The organism is Aliiglaciecola lipolytica, from assembly GCF_018860635.1.
GTDB lineage: Bacteria > Pseudomonadota > Gammaproteobacteria > Enterobacterales > Alteromonadaceae > Aliiglaciecola > Aliiglaciecola lipolytica_A.
The window spans coordinates 64482-82909 of the sequence record NZ_JAHKPT010000033.1 but is presented as its reverse complement, the minus strand read 5'-3'; the positions used below and the strand labels follow the sequence as shown (position 1 = coordinate 82909).

Genomic DNA, 18428 nt, shown 5'->3' with positions numbered 1-18428 from the left:
GGTGCTTTAGCCCCGCGAATAGCACATTAAATACCATGGCCTAAAGACCATGCTACATAGGCTTTTGTGCTTTTCTCGAGGCAAAAAAAAAGATGCCTATTTAGACATCTTTGTTTTAATTTCTTCGGCGCCATCCTTGGCGCTGGATTCCAGCCTGGTATCTTGAGTGCAGAATTCTGGGGCTAATATACTAAAACCATACTGACCCGTCCTTGGTATTACGTCCAGCCCGCACGTCCTTGAGCGGTCGTGCAGCTGGACGGAGCTTCGCTCCTAATAAAACCAGCTTTACCCATGTCGGTCGTTCAGTCGGCCAAAGCTTCGTCGAAGCTAAAAATTCTGGGAATATTAAACTAAAAAAGACGACCTATAGTCGTCTCTTCGTGCACATCCTGTGGCTGGGTTCCAGCCCGACATCCATGTCGGTCGTTCAGCAAGCTGCGAAACTTCGTTTCGGTCTTGCTTCACCCTTTTTCGACTTGGCCGAACTCTAGTTCTACCGGAGTTGAACGGCCGAAAATAAGTACTGATACTTTCAAGCGGCTCTTTTCGTAATCGACTTCTTCGACAACGCCGTTGAAATCTGCGAAAGGACCATCGGTAACACGAACCACTTCGCCTGGTTCGAATAATGTTTTTGGTTTTGGCTTGTCTACTGATTCTTCCAAACGATTAAGAATAGCATCTGCTTCTTTCTTAGAAATAGGCATTGGACGATCTGAAGTACCACCAATGAAACCTAACACTCTTGGAACACTTTTAACCAAGTGCCATGAGTCTTCGTTCATTTCCATTTCTACCAGTACATAGCCTGGGAAAAATTTGCGTTCACTTTTGCGTTTTTGGCCAGCTCGCATTTCAACAACTTCTTCGGTAGGTACTAATATTTCACCGAAATAATCTTCCATACCGTTCATTTTGATATGTTCAACTAACGTCTTTTGAACACGTCCTTCATAACCAGAAAATGCTTGTACTACATACCATTTTTTATCAGACATGACTTACACTCCTAAACCGGTAACAAAAGACACGACTTCCACAATACCCATGTCTAAAAGATAAAGAACGATAGACATAAAAGCGGTAGCAGCCAAAACTATCAAAGTAGTGGTAGTTGCTTCTTGTCTTGTGGGCCAAACAACTTTGCGCACTTCGACTCGAGATTCTTTTGCAAAAGTTAAGAATGAACTACCTTTAACCGTGCTGCTGGCAATAAAGCCAGCAATCACCACCAATGCAACAGCACCGAGTGCACGATAAAGCACAGAAATTTCCTGATAATAGGTATTTGCGGCTATCACTCCGCCCAAAATCAAGACGACTACCAACCATTTGAGCATATCCAATGAATTGGATGGTGATTCTGCTTTTTCGCTCATATTCTTACTTCCGTAATAAATACTGGTCAATTATGTATCAACTAAACCAGTATGTTTAAATTCAAATTTATGTGATTTGACAAAATTGGCAGGGGTGGAGGGATTCGAACCCCCAACCATCGGTTTTGGAGACCGCTGTTCTACCAATTGGAACTACACCCCTAACAAATTTCAGTTACACCATCTTTGTGATTTGAACCAATTTTTTTATTGGAAAATTTGGAGTCACACAAGGAGGGACGCGTATTATACTCATTGAGCCGCGCTATTCAAGTAAAAATGAATTCCGACAAGCGGAAAATAGCAGTGGAGCTAGCAACTATTAATCGTCGCTATTCTTTGGCTTCACTTAATCCATACCCAAGGGCTACTAAAAGTTATTTTAGTTTGAGGTTAAATAAGCCGCCTTGCTAGACGGCCTATTTGATTTTTAATGGATATTTAAGGTTGAACTTCCATCGTCAATGTTAAATTCGAAAATGTGCTGTAAGCGCGAATACCCACATACCAAGTACCTGTTTGCGGTGAATTAAACGAACAGCTTTCAGTATTGCCATTTTGGTATGGTCGACAATCATAACTACCGGTAGTTGGGTTACTACCATATCGAACATAGAGATCGGCATCACCGCTGCCGCCATTGGTACTCACATCCAACACTGATGAACCCGCTGGAACTTCTACTGTGTAATACACCCAATTACGACGTGATGCGGAAATATCTTCAATTACAGTTAACGAGCCATCATTTCCTCCACCACCTGCTGATTCAGTATAATCAGCTTGTATGGACACACCAGAATAGGCACTGTAACCAATTATTTTAACGTAATAGGTACCAGCTTGAACCGGATCTACACTGCAAGATTCATTATTACCACCTAGGTAGGGTCTGCAATCATAACTATTTGTGGATGGTTCAGTTGCATATTTAACATACAAATCAGCATCTCCAGAGCCACCACTCATAGAGAAAACCAAATCGCTTGCTCCTTCAGGGATATCAATGCTGTAAAGTAGTTCAGAATTAGACGCGCCAGATAACCCGATCACCGCAGTTCCGTTAATTAGTACATTCCCTCCTGGATCTCCACCACCATTGCCACTGCAATTTGCAGCTAAATAGTCTGACGCTGCTTTCGCTTGCACTAAACCATAGCCCGTTTGGTTATCCCGTCCGGTCGACTCCAAATCAAAAGCCGTCGCGCCTAACGCGCTGCGTACTTGGGAAGCACTACAACTGGGGTTATTAGCCCAGACCAAAGCTGCTACCCCAGCAACATGTGGACTCGCCATAGAAGTTCCGTTGTAGTAGGCGTAATCCGTATTACCTAACACCTGTAACGTAGCCGATGTGCCTGCCGCTGCAATTAATTGCTGACCAAGAGTTCGATTGACCGACACTGTTGGCACTGTAATTTGACTACTGTCATCTACCAAAAATGGATTTTGCAATCCAGGACGCTCGGCATTGCTATAAATCACAATCCCCGCCGCTCCCGCATTATCGCAAGCTAATGCCGCGTTAATTTCAGGATAAGTACTGCCCGCTTGATTGTCTGCACGCTCTACAACACAAATTTTGTTGCTCATATTTGAGCAACTGAAACTACCGCTACTGCTGGTACTACAGGCTCCTATCACTCCAGAAACTGAACCGTTAATATTATTGATTGCGTAACTTCCGCCACTAACAATATAGCGTGACGGCGGTAAAACTCGGTCATCTCCTAGTGTCGTTCCATTGAACGTTAAATAACCCTGCCGCCCATCATTAATACCCACAGTAGAAAGAATCGCTTCCCCTGGTGCAGATAGTTCAACTTGGTTGGTATATTGAGAAAATTCAGCTCTTAAACCTGTTTCATCCACTGCGGCAACAGAGATAACCGAACTATAAGACGCCGGATAAGAGTGACTTGAGTCCCCAGCATTTCCTGCTGCGGCGACTAACAAAACACCATTATTGGCGACGGCGGTAAGACGATTGCTTTCGCTTGTAGAAGAACCGGCACCACCCAATGACATATTGACTACATCCGCACCATTTGCCTCACAGGTTTCAACCGCATCGGCTAAATCACTAGAGTAACCCCAGCCTGATTCATTAAATACTTTGATGATATGCAGATTAATATTTTGGTTAGGAAGCACGCCGACAATCCCTTCAGCATTATTAATTCCAGCAATAGTGCCTGCTACATGAGTACCATGAGATCCTCCTGGCACGTACCAATTTCCGGTACCTGAATTATTGCTCCCAGAAACCGAATTAGCACTAAGATCAGGGTTGTTAATGTCATAGCCAGAGTCAATTATACATACCGTTTTGCCACCAGCACTGACATCAGACAACTGATCAGCTTGAACATTAGCAATTCCCCAAGGCTGTGATTGCGCCATTAAATAGCGAATTGGATCAGCTTCAACAGATTCAACCAAAGGGTCTTGCTGCATTTGTAAAATAATGGATTGCATGGCTGCTTTCGACATTCGCTTGTCTAACTTTAAGATTGCCCTTCCCTGTTTATTGGTTTTTACGAAACGCATTTGCTGACCAGTTTTAGTGGCTAGCTTAGTTAATAGATTGCTACCCGCAGAGATTTGACCAGGAGCAATTGACAATCCATTATTTATCTCCGACTCTGAACTTAAATCAGTACTGGCCGTTTCTATTTCATGCAAAGTAGTCTGATTTTTAAATTTTACAATTAATCGATCCGTTAGCTGATTATTCAGTTCTGGGTTTTGTGACGCCAACCATTCAGCAAACTGCAAATTTGGAGATGGCTGTGCAGCCATTGTGTGGGTAATACTCATCACAGCTACACCTAAGGCGCTGATGAGAAACTTTTTATTATTCATTCCCGATTTTCCTATTTCTGTCGTTATTTTAATTTTTATTATTTTTAAATTTGTTTAAATATTTACTTAAATTTTAATTGGTTACATAGACCTTCCTCCTTTTTAAAGACATAAGAATTCCGCCCAGGTCTGCTCAGACTGGGTTTAGGATTATATTCAGAAGTTAAATTAGATAAGAGTCGCTAAGTCTTGAATGCCGAAAAGTTCAAAATTCGCTTGTAGATTGCTTTGAGTCGTAGGTTTTTCATGGGCTCGAAATCCTATATTTCTTATTAAAGTGAGACGCTATAAAGTGACTTGAAAAGGCAGATTTAGCTGCTCACTTAATAATCTCAGGTTAAAAACTAACCATACGGTCAACTAAATGCAACCTTTTTTTACCCTTTTTAGGTGGTTTTTTTACCCGTCAAATTAAAAGGTAAAGAAAACAATAAGCTAGGAAAATACAGATTTTGCGCTTTGCTTTTGAGTGAAGGATTGTTTGAAAAAACCGAAATGAAATATATAAACTCCCAATGCAAAACATCAGGAGTCTTTGATTTAGCTCATCAGGGAGTGCGAATTAATCAACCCCAATAAATCCTCCCGTTTGATGAGACCATAATTTTGCGTAAATACCATTTTTTGCCAACAGTTCACTGTGGCTACCTGATTCCACGATTTTTCCTTGCTCTAAAACTAACAAACGGTCCATTTGGGCGATGGTGGATAATCTATGGGCAATGGCTAGCACAGTCTTATTCACCATTACTTTGTTTAAGCATTGTTGAATAGCCGCTTCGACTTCTGAATCCAATGCAGAAGTTGCTTCATCTAAAATTAAAATCGGAGCGTCTTTTAACATCACTCTGGCAATTGCAATTCTTTGTCGTTGACCACCAGATAATTTAACGCCTCGCTCACCTACCTGTGCGTCGTACCCGATATTGCCATTCAAGTCAGAAAGCTGCTGAATAAACTCGTCCGCTTCAGCTTGTTTTGCCGCAGTTATCATTTGCTCTTCTGTGGCAGAGGCGCGACCATAAATAATGTTTTCGCGCACAGATCGGTGCAATAAAGACGTATCTTGCGTCACCATACTAATATTGGCTCGCAGGCTTTCCTGCTTAACGTGTTTTATCTCTTGCCCGTCAATGAGAATATTGCCACTTTGCACATCATAAAATCTCAGCAATAAATTGACTAAAGTAGACTTACCCGCCCCAGAGCGTCCCACTAATCCAACTTTTTCACCTGGTTTGATTGAAAGATTCAATTGTTTGAATACATCTATGGGCTTTCCTTCAGGACCTGCATAACCGAAATCAACATTGTTAAACTCAATCGCTCCGCCGCGGACCTGTAAATTAGGGGCATCAGGTACGTCTTGCACAACAACATCATTGGCAAGGGTATTGATCCCATCTTGTACAGTACCAATATTTTCAAATAGTGAAGATACTTCCCACATAATCCATTGCGCCATGCCGTTGAGGCGTAAACACAAGCTAATTGCGACCGCTAAGTCACCTGGGGTTACTAGATGATTCAACCACAAGTAGATAGATAGTGCGCTGACACTAAAAACCAATAGAGCATTAGAAAACCAAACAAACCCATAAAGTGTCGTGACTAAACGCATCTGCGGATAAACCGTATGCAAAAATCCACTCATACCTTCTTTTGCATAGTCTGATTCACGTTGACTGTGGGAAAACAGCTTAACCGTCATAATATTAGTATAACTATCAACGATTCGGCCGGTCATGATTGAGCGCGCATCAGCTTGTTTTTGCGAGACTTTTTTAAGCCGCGGAATAAACGTCCGCAGAATAATAAAATAAGTCAGTAACCAAATTAACAATGGCACACTCAAACGCCAATCAATCGAAAAAACCAGTACTAAAATACTGATAAAGTAAACACTCACATACACGAAAATATCGAGTGATTTCATCACTGCTTCACGCACAGCCAGTGCGGTTTGCATCACTTTAGTAGCGACACGTCCAGCAAATTCATTTTGGAAAAAACCGATACTTTGACCAAGTAAATATCGATGTGCTTGCCAACGTATCTTCATCGGGTAATTACCCAATAACGTTTGATGGGTCAACAAAGACTGTAATATCACTAAACAAGGTAATATCACTAGAATGACTGTGCCCATCCAGATTAGGCTGCCACTCTCCTGCTGTATAAAGGTTTCCGGATCACGCTCAGACAGCCAATCAACAAGTTGACCGACATAACTAAACAAGGAAACCTCTAAAGCCGCAACAGACGCAGCTAAAATCGATACCGTAAAGATTACAGGCCACATACCTTTAGTGTAATGACGACAAAAAGCAACTAGGGTCTGAGGAGGTTTTGTTGGGTGCTCAACAGGGAACGGTTTTGTCAACCGTTCAAAAAATGAAAACATGCACTATCCAATTAAAGTTTATTTGAGCTTCGAAATAATATTATCAATATTACGTTTATGGTTATCTTGCCATTGCTGCAATGACGTTTGCGCATCTTTGTCGGTGCGAGCTTTGGCAATTTCATATGCTGACTGAGCTTGGTCTTTAGGTACAACAGCTATCCCTTCTTCATCAGCAATAACGATATCCCCTGGATTGACCGTAACACCACCACATTTGATAGTTTGATTTAGGGGTGAGTAGGCTTTTTTGGCGGCAGGAAAAGGAATCACACCACGGGCAAAAACAGGGAATTGAATGTCACGGGTTTCTGCCAAATCACGAATGACGCCATCAATAACAAACCCAGCAATTCCTCGCTGTTTAGCGATTGCACAAACGTTTCCACCCGCTGCAGCAAACTGCGGATCAGACTTTACAACAATGATATCCCCTGGTGAAGCTTCATAGATAGCCGCATGTAACATTAAATGATCACCATCTTCGCAAAACACTGTAAAAGCAGGTCCGGCAATACGTGGGGGCTGTGGCCATAAACTTGATATTTTATAATCAATAAATTGCTCACGAGGTAATGCGTCAGCATATTCACATGGGGAGATTTGTTTGAATAAATTCATATCTAGCATAAATAATCACCTTATCTTTAAAATCTTAAAATGCAAAATTTGTTATTAACTTGAATAACCAATAACCGCAAATTCCAACCTGAATTAGAAAAAACACAAATCGAATCTGAACGGCAAGTACTGAGGTCGAAACAAGATGAACAATAGATTGTCCTAATCTTGCTGCCAGCAAGTAATACGCCAACGTATCAGTAATCGCTGAGGCGTTTGTTGCCAGAGCTGTCAGCATAGTGCCACCAATAAACACAAAACTTTCTGCACAATTAAGGTGAGCCCGAGTAAGTCGTTGCCCAAAATCAGGGGAATCTGAACCGTCGGCCTTGAACTGATTGGGTAATCGCTGTTTCTGACTCACCAAAAAGGTTCGATAGCTGGCTAATAAAATCAGTAAAAACACCGTCCAACTGATGTATCCGAGCAGAGCAATAATAGTAGCATTCATAGGTATTCCTTTATACGCAGACATGTACGAAGACGTAAGTTACCCGAAATATCAACGAATTAGAAATTTGAATTGTTCTGTTACAGTTTTTAGTGATTTTTGTTGGTGGTTGGCGTTATTCTTTACCCCATTGATCATCAAGAAATATTCAGTTGGGACATTTAAGCATGAAACCTGTATTACCCCGTTGTTCAAATAGCATCAAATTAATATCCGCTATCTTCTTTATTATATTCTCGGTGAATGCAACCGCGGTTCAGTTAACTAAACAGCAAATCAACGATATCCTTTCATCTGTGGAAAGACCAGTAGAAGACGCTAAACGAGATAAAGCTAGACTTCCCCAACAAGTATTATCTTTCACAGGCATATCTGCTGGAGATACGGTGTTAGATTTGCTGGCCGGTGGAGGTTGGTATTCTGAACTCCTTTCCAGAGCTGTAGGTGAAGATGGCCTAGTTTATTTGCAAAACGACAGTGTTTATTGGAATTTTGGTGAAAAAGATATCATTCAAAGAACGAAAGACAATCGTCTTAGCAATGTGGTTAGACTCGACAATGTTGCCATTGCTGACATAGAGGTTGCTGATAAGTCGGTAGACATAGTGTTTACTGCCTTGGGATATCATGATTTATTTTTTACTAATACCGTGCGAGGGGGTAAATTAATTGAATTGCGCGAAGGTGTCGTTGATCATGTCAAAGTGCTAGAAAAACTGCATCGCGTGCTCAAAGATGATGGCATTATCGTGGTAATAGACCACATCGCTCAGGCTGGTTCAGGTTATGATGCAGCAAATACCCTTCATCGTATTGACCCGAACATTGTTAAACATCAATTTGCGCAAGCCGGTTTTACACTTGTCGAAGAGGCGTTTTATCTGAGAAATCCAGAAGATAATCACCAAAGCTCGGTTTTTTCCCCGTTGATTCGAGGAAAAACAGATCGATTCATTTATAAATTTAGTAAATAAGTCATTGATTGGAAGCTAAGAACTTAGTCTTAAGCAATTTAGTTAAATGTAAGGGAATTTAATGAAAATTTATATTTTAATGCTCGTAGTTATTGTTTTTGTATGGGGATGCTCTGATCCAGCGCCTGTTGAAGAAGAAAAGCAAGAAGCCCCGAAAATAGAAGACACCACCATTGAGCAGCCAGAAACTGAATCTCCTGAACTGGTGATTCCTCAAATTGAATCTCCTAAAGTGGAAGTTCCCAACGTAGAATCACCTACTACCAATCCTAAAACTGAATCGCCCGTTACTGAAACTCCGGCAACAGCATTACCGGATGTCACAACCGTGACTCGCCACTCAGGGCTTAAATTGGATAATATTAATACGGACATTAAACCGGGCGACGATTTTTTCAGATTTGCTAACGGTAAATGGTTAGACAAGGTTGAAATTCCATCAGATAAAGCCGGTTTAAATTCATTTCAGTTACTCGCTGATGAAGCTCAAGAAAAAGTTATGGCTATCATTAAAAAATCCTCAGAAGGCGATTTTGAAAAAGGTAGCAATGAGCAACAAGTGGGTGACTTGTACACATCTTACACCGACATGGAAAACCGCGACAAATTAGGCTTGACACCACTATTAACTGAATTAGCGGTAATTGATGAAATTCAGGATCAACAACAATTAGCGCGCTATTTTGCTTATGCCAACAAACACAGTTTTGGTACACCTTTCGCTATTGGCCAATATATTGATCTAAAAAACCCTAAAACTTACATGATTTACTCATGGCAGGCAGGTTTAGGATTACCAGATAGAGAATATTATACGAGTGATAAAGGTTCCTATCAGGAAATAAAAGGGAAATATCAGAAACACATTGCCAAAATGCTCGGATTAGTAGGATTGGAGAATCCCGAAAAAAACGCAAAAATTATTTTGGACTTAGAAACTACACTAGCTTCTAAGCATATGAAAAAAGAAAAAACCCGAGATATGGTTGCACTATACAACAAAATTCCAGTAACCAAGTTATCTGAATTAATGCCTCAATTCGATTGGGCAGCAATGTTGCAAGAACTAGAATTAACTGACTTGGATGGCTTAGTAGTCACGCAACCCGATTACATGCGTGAGTTAGACAACATCATTGCTAAAACGCCAATCACAACTTGGAAAATTTATCTGAAATGGATGGTTATCAATCAGCAATCAAGCTATTTAACCACTGAATTAGATAAAGCAAATTTTGAGTTTTTCAGCAAAGTCTTATATGGGGTGACAGAGCAACGACCAAGATGGCGCAGAGGCGTTGATTTCGTAAATACTCACTTAGGTGAAGTGATAGGCGAGGTATATGTCAAAGAACACTTTCCACCGGCCGCCAAAGAACGCATGTTAGACTTAGTCAATAATCTATTAACAGCCTACGAAGTCAGTATCAAACAACTGGACTGGATGTCGGATGCCACCAAAGCGGAAGCGCTCGACAAACTATCCAAATTCACTGCAAAAATTGGCTATCCTGATGAATGGAAAGACTATTCAAAACTGTCTATTTCGAAATCTGACTTAGTTGGCAATATCAAACGCTCAGATGATCTGCAATGGCAGCAGATACTCGATAAACAGCCAGGTCCGGTACAGAAACACGAATGGGACATGACCCCACAAACCGTGAATGCCTATTACAACCCTCCGGCTAATGAAATTGTATTTCCAGCTGGAATTTTGCAGCCACCATTTTTTAATATGGAGGCTGACGATGCAGTTAACTACGGCGGTATTGGCGCGGTTATTGGGCATGAAATAGGCCATGGCTTTGACGATGCTGGCAGTACCTTTGATGGCGATGGTGTACTGCGTAATTGGTGGTCAGATGCAGATAAACAAGAGTTTGAAAAACGTACCAAACAACTTGTCCAACAATATAATAAATTTACCCCATTAAAAAACCTACATGTTAATGGTGAATTTACCCTTGGCGAGAATATCGGTGATTTAGGGGGACTCAGTATTGCCCTCAAAGCCTATGAATTATCTCTAGCCGACAAAGAAGCACCATTTCTCGATGGTTATACTGGACAACAACGTGTTTTCTTAGGTTATGCTCAGGTATGGGCAGCGGTGCAACGGGATGAAACATTACGTAACCAGGTCAATACTGACCCACATTCACCCTCAGAATATAGAGTGAATGGTGTGGTACCGAACGTGCCAGAATTTTATTCCGCATTTGATGTCAAAAAAGGTGACGCATTATTTCTAGCACCGAAAGATCGAGTGAAGATTTGGTAAAAGGATATTGCAGAACTAACTAAAAAGAGTGCTTTCGCACTCTTTTTTTTGGAAAAAATTAAAGCAACTTTCTGGCCTTAAATTTACGACCTTTCATTTTGCCTTCGTTAAATTGCTTCAAACTGCGTTTAACACTGCGAATTTTAACTGCGACATAGCTGTGGGTAGCTGTCACTTTTATTTTACCAATATCTTCGCCAGGAACATCCGCGTCTTTGGTTAATGCGCCTAATATATCTCCAGGACGTAATTTAGCTTTTTTACCGCCATCAATACATATTGTTTGGTACTCAGGCTGAATAATTCGATTCGCATGAAAACGAATAGCTTGAATCCCTTTCCATTCGACTTTTCTTTGCTGATAATCTTCGATGGCATTTGCCCGCGCCATTTCTTTAGGGGCACAAAGAGTTAATGCTAAACCTTCGGCGTCAGCTCGTCCCGTGCGACCGATTCTGTGAATGTGGACTTCTGGATCAGGTGTGATTTGATAGTTAATAACCGCGCCCACACCTTTCACGTCAAGACCTCTTGATGCAACGTCTGTGGCAATAAGCACCGATACGCTTTTATTGGCAAACCGGACTAGAACTTGATTGCGATCTTTTTGTTCTAAATCACCGTGTAACGCATCGACAGAAAACCCCATTTCAGTGAGAGCTTCTAGTAGTTCGTTACAGGCAATTTTAGTATTACAAAATATTATCGCTGACTCGGGTTGAAACTCACTTAACAGTGCCGCAGTAGCCTTGATTCTATGAGATTCTTCAACTTCGAAAAACAATTGTTTTATTTTGCTTGTGTCATGGGTTGATTCCACCGTAATCTCAATTGGATTGCGCTGTATCTTAAGACTAATTTGTTTAATTTGGTCAGGATAAGTAGCCGAAAACAATAAGGTTTGTCGGTCTGTGGGCACAGCTCGAATGACGGTTTCCATTTCCTCCTCGAAGCCCATATCCAACATACGATCGGCTTCGTCTAACACTAGCGTATTGACTTCTTTGAGACTGAGTCGGCGTTTAGATAAGTGATCCATAATACGGCCAGGAGTACCGACAATAATATGAGCACCATGTGAAAGTGATCCAATCTGTGGGCCCATGGGCGTACCGCCACAAAGGGTAAGCACTTTCATGTTATCAATCATCCGTCCTACACGACGAATTTCTTCGGCAACTTGCTCAGCCAATTCACGAGTTGGACACATGACCAAAGCTTGAATTCTAAATCGATCCACATCTAGTCTATTTAACAAACCCAGAGCAAAAGCAACGGTCTTACCACTGCCGGTTTTTGCTTTCGCTACGACATCCTTGCCTGCCAGAATTTTCGGTAGACTTTGTTGTTGAATTTCGGTCATCCCCTCAAATCCGAGGGTTTCCAAATTACTAACAAGTTCAGGTTTTAATGGCAAAGAAGAAAATTGGGTCACTAAAGTGCTCTCTTTAAAATAAGTTTAATTAATAATTACAGCGAGCTTGTGCGATCTAATTCAATCGCTTTTTCTAAGTTTGCTATATGTTCAGCCCTAGCTTTTAGTTTAGTCGCTCGGTGAGATTTTATATCCAAAGAAGCCATTGCGTAGGCTACTTTATTCACGGTTTTTTCGAATTTTTTGGGTTTTACAACTAAATCGAGGAACCCGGCTTCTAGTGCTTGTCCTGGGCTAAATATTTCTGCATTGATAACCGAACGATTAAAATAGCGAGGAGTTAACCTATTGCGGGCGAGTTCAATTCCAACTTGGTGCATCGTCATTCCGATAGCTACTTCATTTAGACCTATTTTGAATTCCCCATCTAACCCAATTCGGTAATCAGCTGATAATAAAAGGAACGCCCCTTTAGCCACAGCATGACCTGAGCAGGCTGCAATCACAGGCGTAGGAAAAGTTAATAAACGTTTTGATAACGTTGATCCTTTTTCCACAAGTTCTAAGGCTGACTCGTTACTGTGTTTCATCACACTTAAATCGTAACCCGCGCTGAACATGCCTGCTTTACCAGCTAAAACTACAACTTTCTGGTTTTTTTCTGCTTTGTCTAAACACAAATTAATTTGGTCTATCACTTCATGAGAAAGCGCATTGGCTTTTCCATTATCAATAGTGATAAGGGCATAGGCTTCTTGATTTTGATAACTTACAAGTTTGCTCATAATATGGTCCGATTATTTATTCCACAAATTAAGTACACCATCTTCCATATGCATAGGAATAGGCAACGTTTCGTATTGCTTTAGCCAATCTTTTGAAATTGTTTTAAATGCGTCAGAATCTTTATATTGTTCTGCCGCACTTTTTAATCTATTTACCAACTCCGGATTTGACCCTACTTTTGACAAAGTAAGATAGGTTATTGTTTTTTCGTACAAAAACACGCGTTCGAACTGATTACAATCTTTTCCTTGAACACGACAAAAATACTGAACTCCTGAATCCGAGAAAAATATTGCACTGGACTCTCCGCTTACGACACTATCGATTGCATCAGACCAACTTGAATAGACCTGAATATTCTTAGCATTTTGCGCTTGCAGCAATTTGTGGCGAACATCATTCTCCAATACCGCAATAGAGTCAAATGTAGATAACTGCTCGATGTTATTTAACGGTCTGACTATTTTTTGAGGGCTAAAAACAGAGTATACGTTCGCTGTTAATGGCGTAATCCAATGATAATTCTGTTCTCTCTCGGGAGTCCGAGTTAATGCGAAGGCAAGCACATTGGGCTTCGCCTTTGCTTCGAGTTCAAGACGTTTCCATGGGGCAAGTAATATTTGCTGCCGAATCCCCGCTGTAGCCAAAATGCCATTGACCTCATCGACCAAGAAGCCCTTTAGCTTTCCTTTTTCTGTCTGTTCAATAAAAGGCGCTTCAGGATATGCTAAGACCCAAAAATCTTTAGAATCTTGAGCAACCAACACGCCATTGTATAGCCCGATAGAGAGTATCAACAAATGACACTTTGTTACTGAACGTAAATTTACTGCGAGCAAAAGAAAATCAACTGCTCGCGGTAGTTTGTTTAGCAAAGTGAATAACGGCTTAATTATCATTACTAAACGCTTTCTATTTTCCAATCAACCGTTTGTCCTGCAAAAAAGGGCACTATTGGATTCCCATTAGGAAGGATGATTTGTTCCGGTATTTGCCACTTATCTTTGACTAACGTAATAGATTGAGTGTTACGGGGCAGACCATAAAAATCAGCCCCATAGTGGCTACTGAAACCTTCAAGCTTGTCGATGGCGCCTAACTCATCAAATATTTGCGCATACAATTCAAGGGCACTCCAAGCACTATAACAACCTGCACATCCACATGCAGATTCTTTTCTATGTTTTTCATGGGGAGCAGAATCTGTGCCTAGAAAGAATTTTTTAGAACCGCTGGCAACCACTTTTCTTAGTGCTTGTTGGTGGGTATTACGCTTAAGTACAGGCAAACAAAAGTTATGTGGCCGCACGCCACCAACCAACAAATCATTACGATTCAACAGTAAGTGTTGGGGAGTAATCGTTGCCGCAACATTGTCTGAGCTTTGTAACACAAAATCGGCAGCTTCAGAGGTAGTGATATGTTCGAATACAATTTTGAGGTGAGGAAAATTCTCAACAATTTTAGCGAGGTGCTGATCAATGAATTCTTTTTCACGGTCGAAAATATCCACATGGGCTTGAGTTACTTCTCCGTGAATTAACAATAGCATCTGCTGCTGTGCCATTTCTTCGAAGATTGGATACAGGGCTTCTATTCCAGCAACCGCCGCATCAGAATTAGTCGTCGCGCCTGCTGGATACAATTTAGCTGCCACAACGCCGGCTTTTTTTGCATCAATGATGTCTTGTTTTGTGGTTTCATTGGTTAGAAACAAAACCATTAAAGGTTGAAAGTTGCTATTCGCTGGTCGAGCGGCCAAAATCCGTGATTTATAATCCATTGCCATTTTAGCAGTGGTAATGGGGGGTACTAAATTCGGCATTGCGATTGCTCTTTGAAAGCACCTAGCGGTCGCTGGAACCGTCTCTCCCAACATATCATGATCACGGAAATGTAAATGCCAATCGTCTGGGGCGGTTATCGTAATTTTATTCATCATTGGCCTATAGTATAAGTGTAAGCTAAATCTCTCCCCCTATTATGCCCGAAAAAATGCAAAAATAATCTTTTGCATTGCATAAATAGCATCTGTTATAAGGTAAAGATTAATTGTCGTTATTGAGAATAACTGAAAATATGCAGCATCAGGTGTCGACATCTATCAGTCTTATTAATCTTGTGGGGCCAAAAAGCGCTCCAGTTACCCTTGCACTTAAAATGTTAGATCGCTTAGTCGGCGTCAAGAAAATGGACGCCCTTTATAAGCAACATCAAATGCAAGGGCTAAAAAAAGAACAATTTGCCGAGAAATTGTTACAGGTACTTAATATTGAAGTACTTGGCGGCGATTCTGTACAAAAAAACATTCCAAAGACTGGTCCCTTAGTTATTGCTAGTAATCATCCTTTTGGGGGCATAGAAGGGGTGATATTGTGTTTACTCATTGGCCAAATACGCCCAGATCTGCAAGTTTTGGCCAACCAAGGTTTAAAGCTTTTCCCTGAGCTCAAAGACTATTTTATCTTTACTAATCCGTTATCTGAGCGTGATCCTAAAAATACGCCCTCTATCCGCGCCAGCTTGAAACATGTTAAACAAGGCGGTGCTTTGTTAGTTTTCCCCGCGGGTCGAGTCGCATACTATCAGGGAGATAAAAAACGCATTAGTGAACATCATTGGAACCGCATAGTTGGGAAACTTATCGACTCTTCCCAAGCGCACTTTTTGCCAATCTTTGTAAGCGGTCAAAATAGTCCGTTATTCTATCGACTAGGGCGAGTTTATTTTCGTTTTAGGCTGCTCATGTTGGCAAGAGAGTTACTCAACAAAAATAACAGTCAAATTAAGATTACTTGTGGTTCATTGGTCAAACCCAACACTTATAAAGTGAAAGATAGTAAGCAACACGCTGCATTATGTAGAATTCAGAGTTATTCTCAGGATCCCCTTTGGAGAATGGATTGGCCCGATAATCAATCTGTTCAACAAGCACCTATAGCAGACCAAACCCCTTGGCAAGAAATTGCAAATGAATTGGCTTTGCTTCCTCAAGAGCAATGTTTATTGGTGCATAAACAGTTTTCAGTTTATTACGGCTTCCAGCATCAACTCCCCAAAACTGTGTTCGAAATTGCGCGTTTACGGGAATTAGTATTTCGCCAACATAATGAAGGCAGCGGTGAGCCAATAGATACCGACGCCTTTGATGCCACTTACACTCAACTATTTGTGGTCAACAACGAAAAGCAAAATATTATTGGCGCTTATAGAATGGGGCAAACCGACAAGTTGCTGGAACAAGGTGATATAACGCAACTGTATTTGGCACGTATGTTTAATTTTTCCCCAGGATTTGTGAACCAACAGCAGCCCTGCCTTGAGCTAGGTCGGTCGTTTTTAGTACCCGAATATCAAAAAAGCTTCCAAGGATTATTTTTATTATGGCGAGGGATTGGCGCATTCGTCTGTAAATTCCCCCACTATCGCACTTTATACGGCACGGTTTCGTTGAGTAAGCTATATAACCCGCGCTCAGTTGCATTAATACAGCAAGCCCTTGTGTCGCCAACTGAATCAGTAACCCCTCATAAAGAATTCGACTTTGCGCTGCATCCGGAAATCTCAGATTTTGCAAAACAATATGATTTATCGACACATTTAACTACCTTATTGGCAGCAATAGAAAGTGACGGCAAAGATATCCCTGTTTTGGCTAAACATTATCTGAAACTCGGTGCTAAATTTCACTGTCTGGGAATTGACGGAAACTTCAATGACACGCCAGGATTGCTGCTAAGTGTTGAACTTCCTAAAGCCCCTGAAAAATTATTGAAGCTGTATTTAGGAGACGCTTGGAAACAATATGCGTCCTTTGAAGGTTAGTTAATCGACTTATTCGGGCTGAAACCCAAACTACAATACACCCGTAGCATGAGGCTTTAGCCCATGGATATTTAGCAATCGCTGCAGCTAACGAGTGAAATGCTATTCGGGCTGAAGCCCAAACTACAATACACCCGTAGCATGAGGCTTTAGCCCATGGATATTTACCAATCGCTGCTGCTAACGAGCGAACTGCTAGCGCCTATTCGGGCTGAAGCCCAAACTATTATTATGATTTTTTGGTATATGCACTGATGATCACAATTCGCTGACCATTGACTTTGCCTTCGATGTGTTCTGGATTGCTACTAAGGCCAATTCCACGCACTGCAGTACCTCGTTTAGCGGTAAAGTTAGCGCCTTTCACATTTAAATCTTTCACAAGGGTAACGGTATCACCCGCCTGCAGAACTGTACCGTTACAATCTAATGTTGGCTCGTCACTGTGCTCAACAAGACCAGACTCTGCCCACTTAAGCATATCTTCGTCCAGATATAACATGTCTAATAAATCCTGCGCCCAACCTTCAAAAGATAACTTTTTAAGCATTCGCCAGGCAACTATTTGCACCGCAGGGACTTGGCTCCACATGCTGTCGTTTAGACAACGCCAGTGAGTCATGTCCAGTTCAGCCTCGCCCGAAATTTGAGACTGGCATGTGCCGCAAACTAAAATACATTTATCTGCATGCGCCTCTTCTGGCGGGACTTCATATACGACAAGTGAGTCAGTTGCGCCGCACAATTCGCACGTTTGATTGCTGCGAGATAGAAGAGTTTGTTCTATAGACATGTTAAAACCTTTGTGGAATGGAATTTAAGCGGCGATATTATCCATAAAAACCATAAAATTTCTATGGTTTTTACACATTAGGCTAGGATTCTAGATTTAATTAAGCATTGGAAACTGCGGTTTTTCGCGTCTGTTCCCGCTGAAAAGAAACTGTTGCAGGGGCAACACCAAAGTTTTCTGGGGTACTTTGCCCTCTAAGTGACTGGATCACACTAAGTAATGAAAAATGATGAATGGCATGACTTGAGATGAATACCAACTCGCGCGCTAAAGTGGATTGAACTTGAACCTGTTCAACCTTGTTTGCACTGACTTCACAGCTAACTAATAAGTTAACATCAAGATCTTTTTGGCAAACAGAATCTAACCAAGTTTCGATTTCCTGCCACTCTTTTAGTGCGGCTTTGGGGCACCTTTCTGATTCCGAATGTCTATTTCGTTTATCATAATCAATTGATTTTATGGCGAGTCCGTTTTTTAGCGCCAAATAATGATCGAGAATATGCCGCATGTGCATACCTGCACTGCCTGAGAGATGAGGTTTTAAGATCTGCTGATATTCAGTCATATCAGCGTAAGTTAAAAATTGCTTGGCTTGGCGCACTACTTCAAGCTGACTTTCGAGCATGTTATTCCTTCCGCTTTCTTCTCATTCAGAGATTTGTTTT

At 41.2% G+C, this 18428-nt stretch carries 15 protein-coding genes and 1 tRNA gene; 3 read left to right on the top strand and 13 right to left on the bottom strand.

The window, feature by feature from the left end; translation table 11 throughout:
• Positions 1-464: 464 nt before the first annotated feature.
• The 7 genes from nusG to KO530_RS17845 form a co-directional block, all read right to left on the bottom strand.
• Positions 465-1001 carry a transcription termination/antitermination protein NusG gene (gene nusG, locus KO530_RS17875; RefSeq protein WP_216049818.1) on the bottom strand — a complete coding sequence of 179 codons (537 nt, stop codon included), beginning with the start codon at positions 999-1001 and terminating at the stop codon, positions 465-467.
• Positions 1002-1004: 3 nt separating this feature from the next.
• Positions 1005-1382 (bottom strand): preprotein translocase subunit SecE, encoded by a 378-nt coding sequence (gene secE, locus KO530_RS17870; protein WP_216049817.1) that lies wholly within the window; start codon positions 1380-1382, stop codon positions 1005-1007.
• A gap of 86 nt (positions 1383-1468) precedes the next feature.
• A tRNA-Trp gene (locus KO530_RS17865) sits at positions 1469-1545 on the bottom strand.
• A 278-nt stretch (positions 1546-1823) separates the two neighbouring features.
• Positions 1824-4247, bottom strand: a complete 2424-nt coding sequence (locus KO530_RS22160) for a S8 family serine peptidase (protein ID WP_216049816.1) — start codon at positions 4245-4247, stop codon at positions 1824-1826.
• Between the two features lie 562 nt (positions 4248-4809).
• Positions 4810-6651 carry an ABC transporter ATP-binding protein gene (locus KO530_RS17855; protein ID WP_216049815.1) on the bottom strand — a complete coding sequence of 614 codons (1842 nt, stop codon included), beginning with the start codon at positions 6649-6651 and terminating at the stop codon, positions 4810-4812.
• An 18-nt stretch (positions 6652-6669) separates the two neighbouring features.
• On the bottom strand, positions 6670-7281 hold the full coding sequence (locus tag KO530_RS17850) for an RraA family protein (protein ID WP_216049814.1): 612 nt from the start codon (positions 7279-7281) through the stop codon (positions 6670-6672).
• A gap of 25 nt (positions 7282-7306) precedes the next feature.
• A complete protein-coding gene (locus KO530_RS17845) occupies positions 7307-7723 on the bottom strand; it encodes an MAPEG family protein (protein ID WP_216049813.1) in 417 nt (138 codons plus the stop codon).
• A 167-nt stretch (positions 7724-7890) separates the two neighbouring features.
• On the opposite strand from KO530_RS17845, the gene KO530_RS17840 reads away from it, so the two are divergent.
• Both KO530_RS17840 and KO530_RS17835 read left to right on the top strand, forming a co-directional pair.
• Positions 7891-8697: a class I SAM-dependent methyltransferase gene (locus KO530_RS17840; RefSeq protein ID WP_216049812.1), complete on the top strand. Its 807-nt coding sequence runs from the start codon at positions 7891-7893 to the stop codon at positions 8695-8697.
• 61 nt (positions 8698-8758) lie between these two features.
• The gene (locus KO530_RS17835) at positions 8759-10981 is read left to right on the top strand and encodes a M13 family metallopeptidase (RefSeq protein WP_252729357.1); all 2223 of its coding nucleotides are present in this window, start codon (positions 8759-8761) and stop codon (positions 10979-10981) included.
• 58 nt (positions 10982-11039) lie between these two features.
• Here KO530_RS17835 and dbpA read toward each other — a convergent pair whose 3' ends face one another.
• From dbpA to pyrC, 4 genes are read right to left on the bottom strand one after another with little or no spacing between them, the layout of a single operon-like run.
• Positions 11040-12416, bottom strand: a complete 1377-nt coding sequence (dbpA, locus tag KO530_RS17830; RefSeq protein ID WP_216049811.1) for an ATP-dependent RNA helicase DbpA — start codon at positions 12414-12416, stop codon at positions 11040-11042.
• A 35-nt stretch (positions 12417-12451) separates the two neighbouring features.
• Positions 12452-13141: a crotonase/enoyl-CoA hydratase family protein gene (locus tag KO530_RS17825; protein WP_216049810.1), complete on the bottom strand. Its 690-nt coding sequence runs from the start codon at positions 13139-13141 to the stop codon at positions 12452-12454.
• Positions 13142-13153: 12 nt separating this feature from the next.
• On the bottom strand, positions 13154-14041 hold the full coding sequence (locus tag KO530_RS17820; protein WP_216049809.1) for a substrate-binding periplasmic protein: 888 nt from the start codon (positions 14039-14041) through the stop codon (positions 13154-13156).
• Positions 14042-14043: 2 nt separating this feature from the next.
• The gene (gene pyrC, locus KO530_RS17815; RefSeq protein ID WP_216049808.1) at positions 14044-15081 is read right to left on the bottom strand and encodes a dihydroorotase; all 1038 of its coding nucleotides are present in this window, start codon (positions 15079-15081) and stop codon (positions 14044-14046) included.
• A gap of 152 nt (positions 15082-15233) precedes the next feature.
• Here pyrC and KO530_RS17810 point away from each other — a divergent pair, with 152 nt between their 5' ends.
• A complete protein-coding gene (locus KO530_RS17810) occupies positions 15234-16967 on the top strand; it encodes a lysophospholipid acyltransferase family protein (protein ID WP_216049838.1) in 1734 nt (577 codons plus the stop codon).
• Between the two features lie 229 nt (positions 16968-17196).
• Here the strand turns inward: KO530_RS17810 and KO530_RS17805 are convergent, their stop codons facing one another.
• Positions 17197-17760 carry a PhnA domain-containing protein gene (locus KO530_RS17805; RefSeq protein ID WP_216049807.1) on the bottom strand — a complete coding sequence of 188 codons (564 nt, stop codon included), beginning with the start codon at positions 17758-17760 and terminating at the stop codon, positions 17197-17199.
• A 100-nt stretch (positions 17761-17860) separates the two neighbouring features.
• Positions 17861-18388 carry a hypothetical protein gene (locus tag KO530_RS17800; RefSeq protein WP_216049806.1) on the bottom strand — a complete coding sequence of 176 codons (528 nt, stop codon included), beginning with the start codon at positions 18386-18388 and terminating at the stop codon, positions 17861-17863.
• Positions 18389-18428 lie beyond the last annotated feature (40 nt).

Excerpts from the sequence above, each read along its gene's own strand:
- nusG (WP_216049818.1), bottom strand. The coding sequence starts at position 1,001 with ATGTCTGATAAAAAATGGTATGTAGTACAAGCATTTTCTGGTTATGAA.
- secE (WP_216049817.1), bottom strand. The coding sequence starts at position 1,382 with ATGAGCGAAAAAGCAGAATCACCATCCAATTCATTGGATATGCTCAAA.
- KO530_RS22160 (WP_216049816.1), bottom strand. The coding sequence starts at position 4,247 with ATGAATAATAAAAAGTTTCTCATCAGCGCCTTAGGTGTAGCTGTGATG.
- KO530_RS17855 (WP_216049815.1), bottom strand. The coding sequence starts at position 6,651 with ATGTTTTCATTTTTTGAACGGTTGACAAAACCGTTCCCTGTTGAGCAC.
- KO530_RS17850 (WP_216049814.1), bottom strand. The coding sequence starts at position 7,281 with ATGCTAGATATGAATTTATTCAAACAAATCTCCCCATGTGAATATGCT.
- KO530_RS17845 (WP_216049813.1), bottom strand. The coding sequence starts at position 7,723 with ATGAATGCTACTATTATTGCTCTGCTCGGATACATCAGTTGGACGGTG.
- KO530_RS17840 (WP_216049812.1), top strand. The coding sequence starts at position 7,891 with ATGAAACCTGTATTACCCCGTTGTTCAAATAGCATCAAATTAATATCC.
- KO530_RS17835 (WP_252729357.1), top strand. The coding sequence starts at position 8,759 with ATGAAAATTTATATTTTAATGCTCGTAGTTATTGTTTTTGTATGGGGA.
- KO530_RS17825 (WP_216049810.1), bottom strand. The coding sequence starts at position 13,141 with ATGAGCAAACTTGTAAGTTATCAAAATCAAGAAGCCTATGCCCTTATC.
- KO530_RS17820 (WP_216049809.1), bottom strand. The coding sequence starts at position 14,041 with ATGATAATTAAGCCGTTATTCACTTTGCTAAACAAACTACCGCGAGCA.
- pyrC (WP_216049808.1), bottom strand. The coding sequence starts at position 15,081 with ATGAATAAAATTACGATAACCGCCCCAGACGATTGGCATTTACATTTC.
- KO530_RS17805 (WP_216049807.1), bottom strand. The coding sequence starts at position 17,760 with ATGTCTATAGAACAAACTCTTCTATCTCGCAGCAATCAAACGTGCGAA.
- KO530_RS17800 (WP_216049806.1), bottom strand. The coding sequence starts at position 18,388 with ATGCTCGAAAGTCAGCTTGAAGTAGTGCGCCAAGCCAAGCAATTTTTA.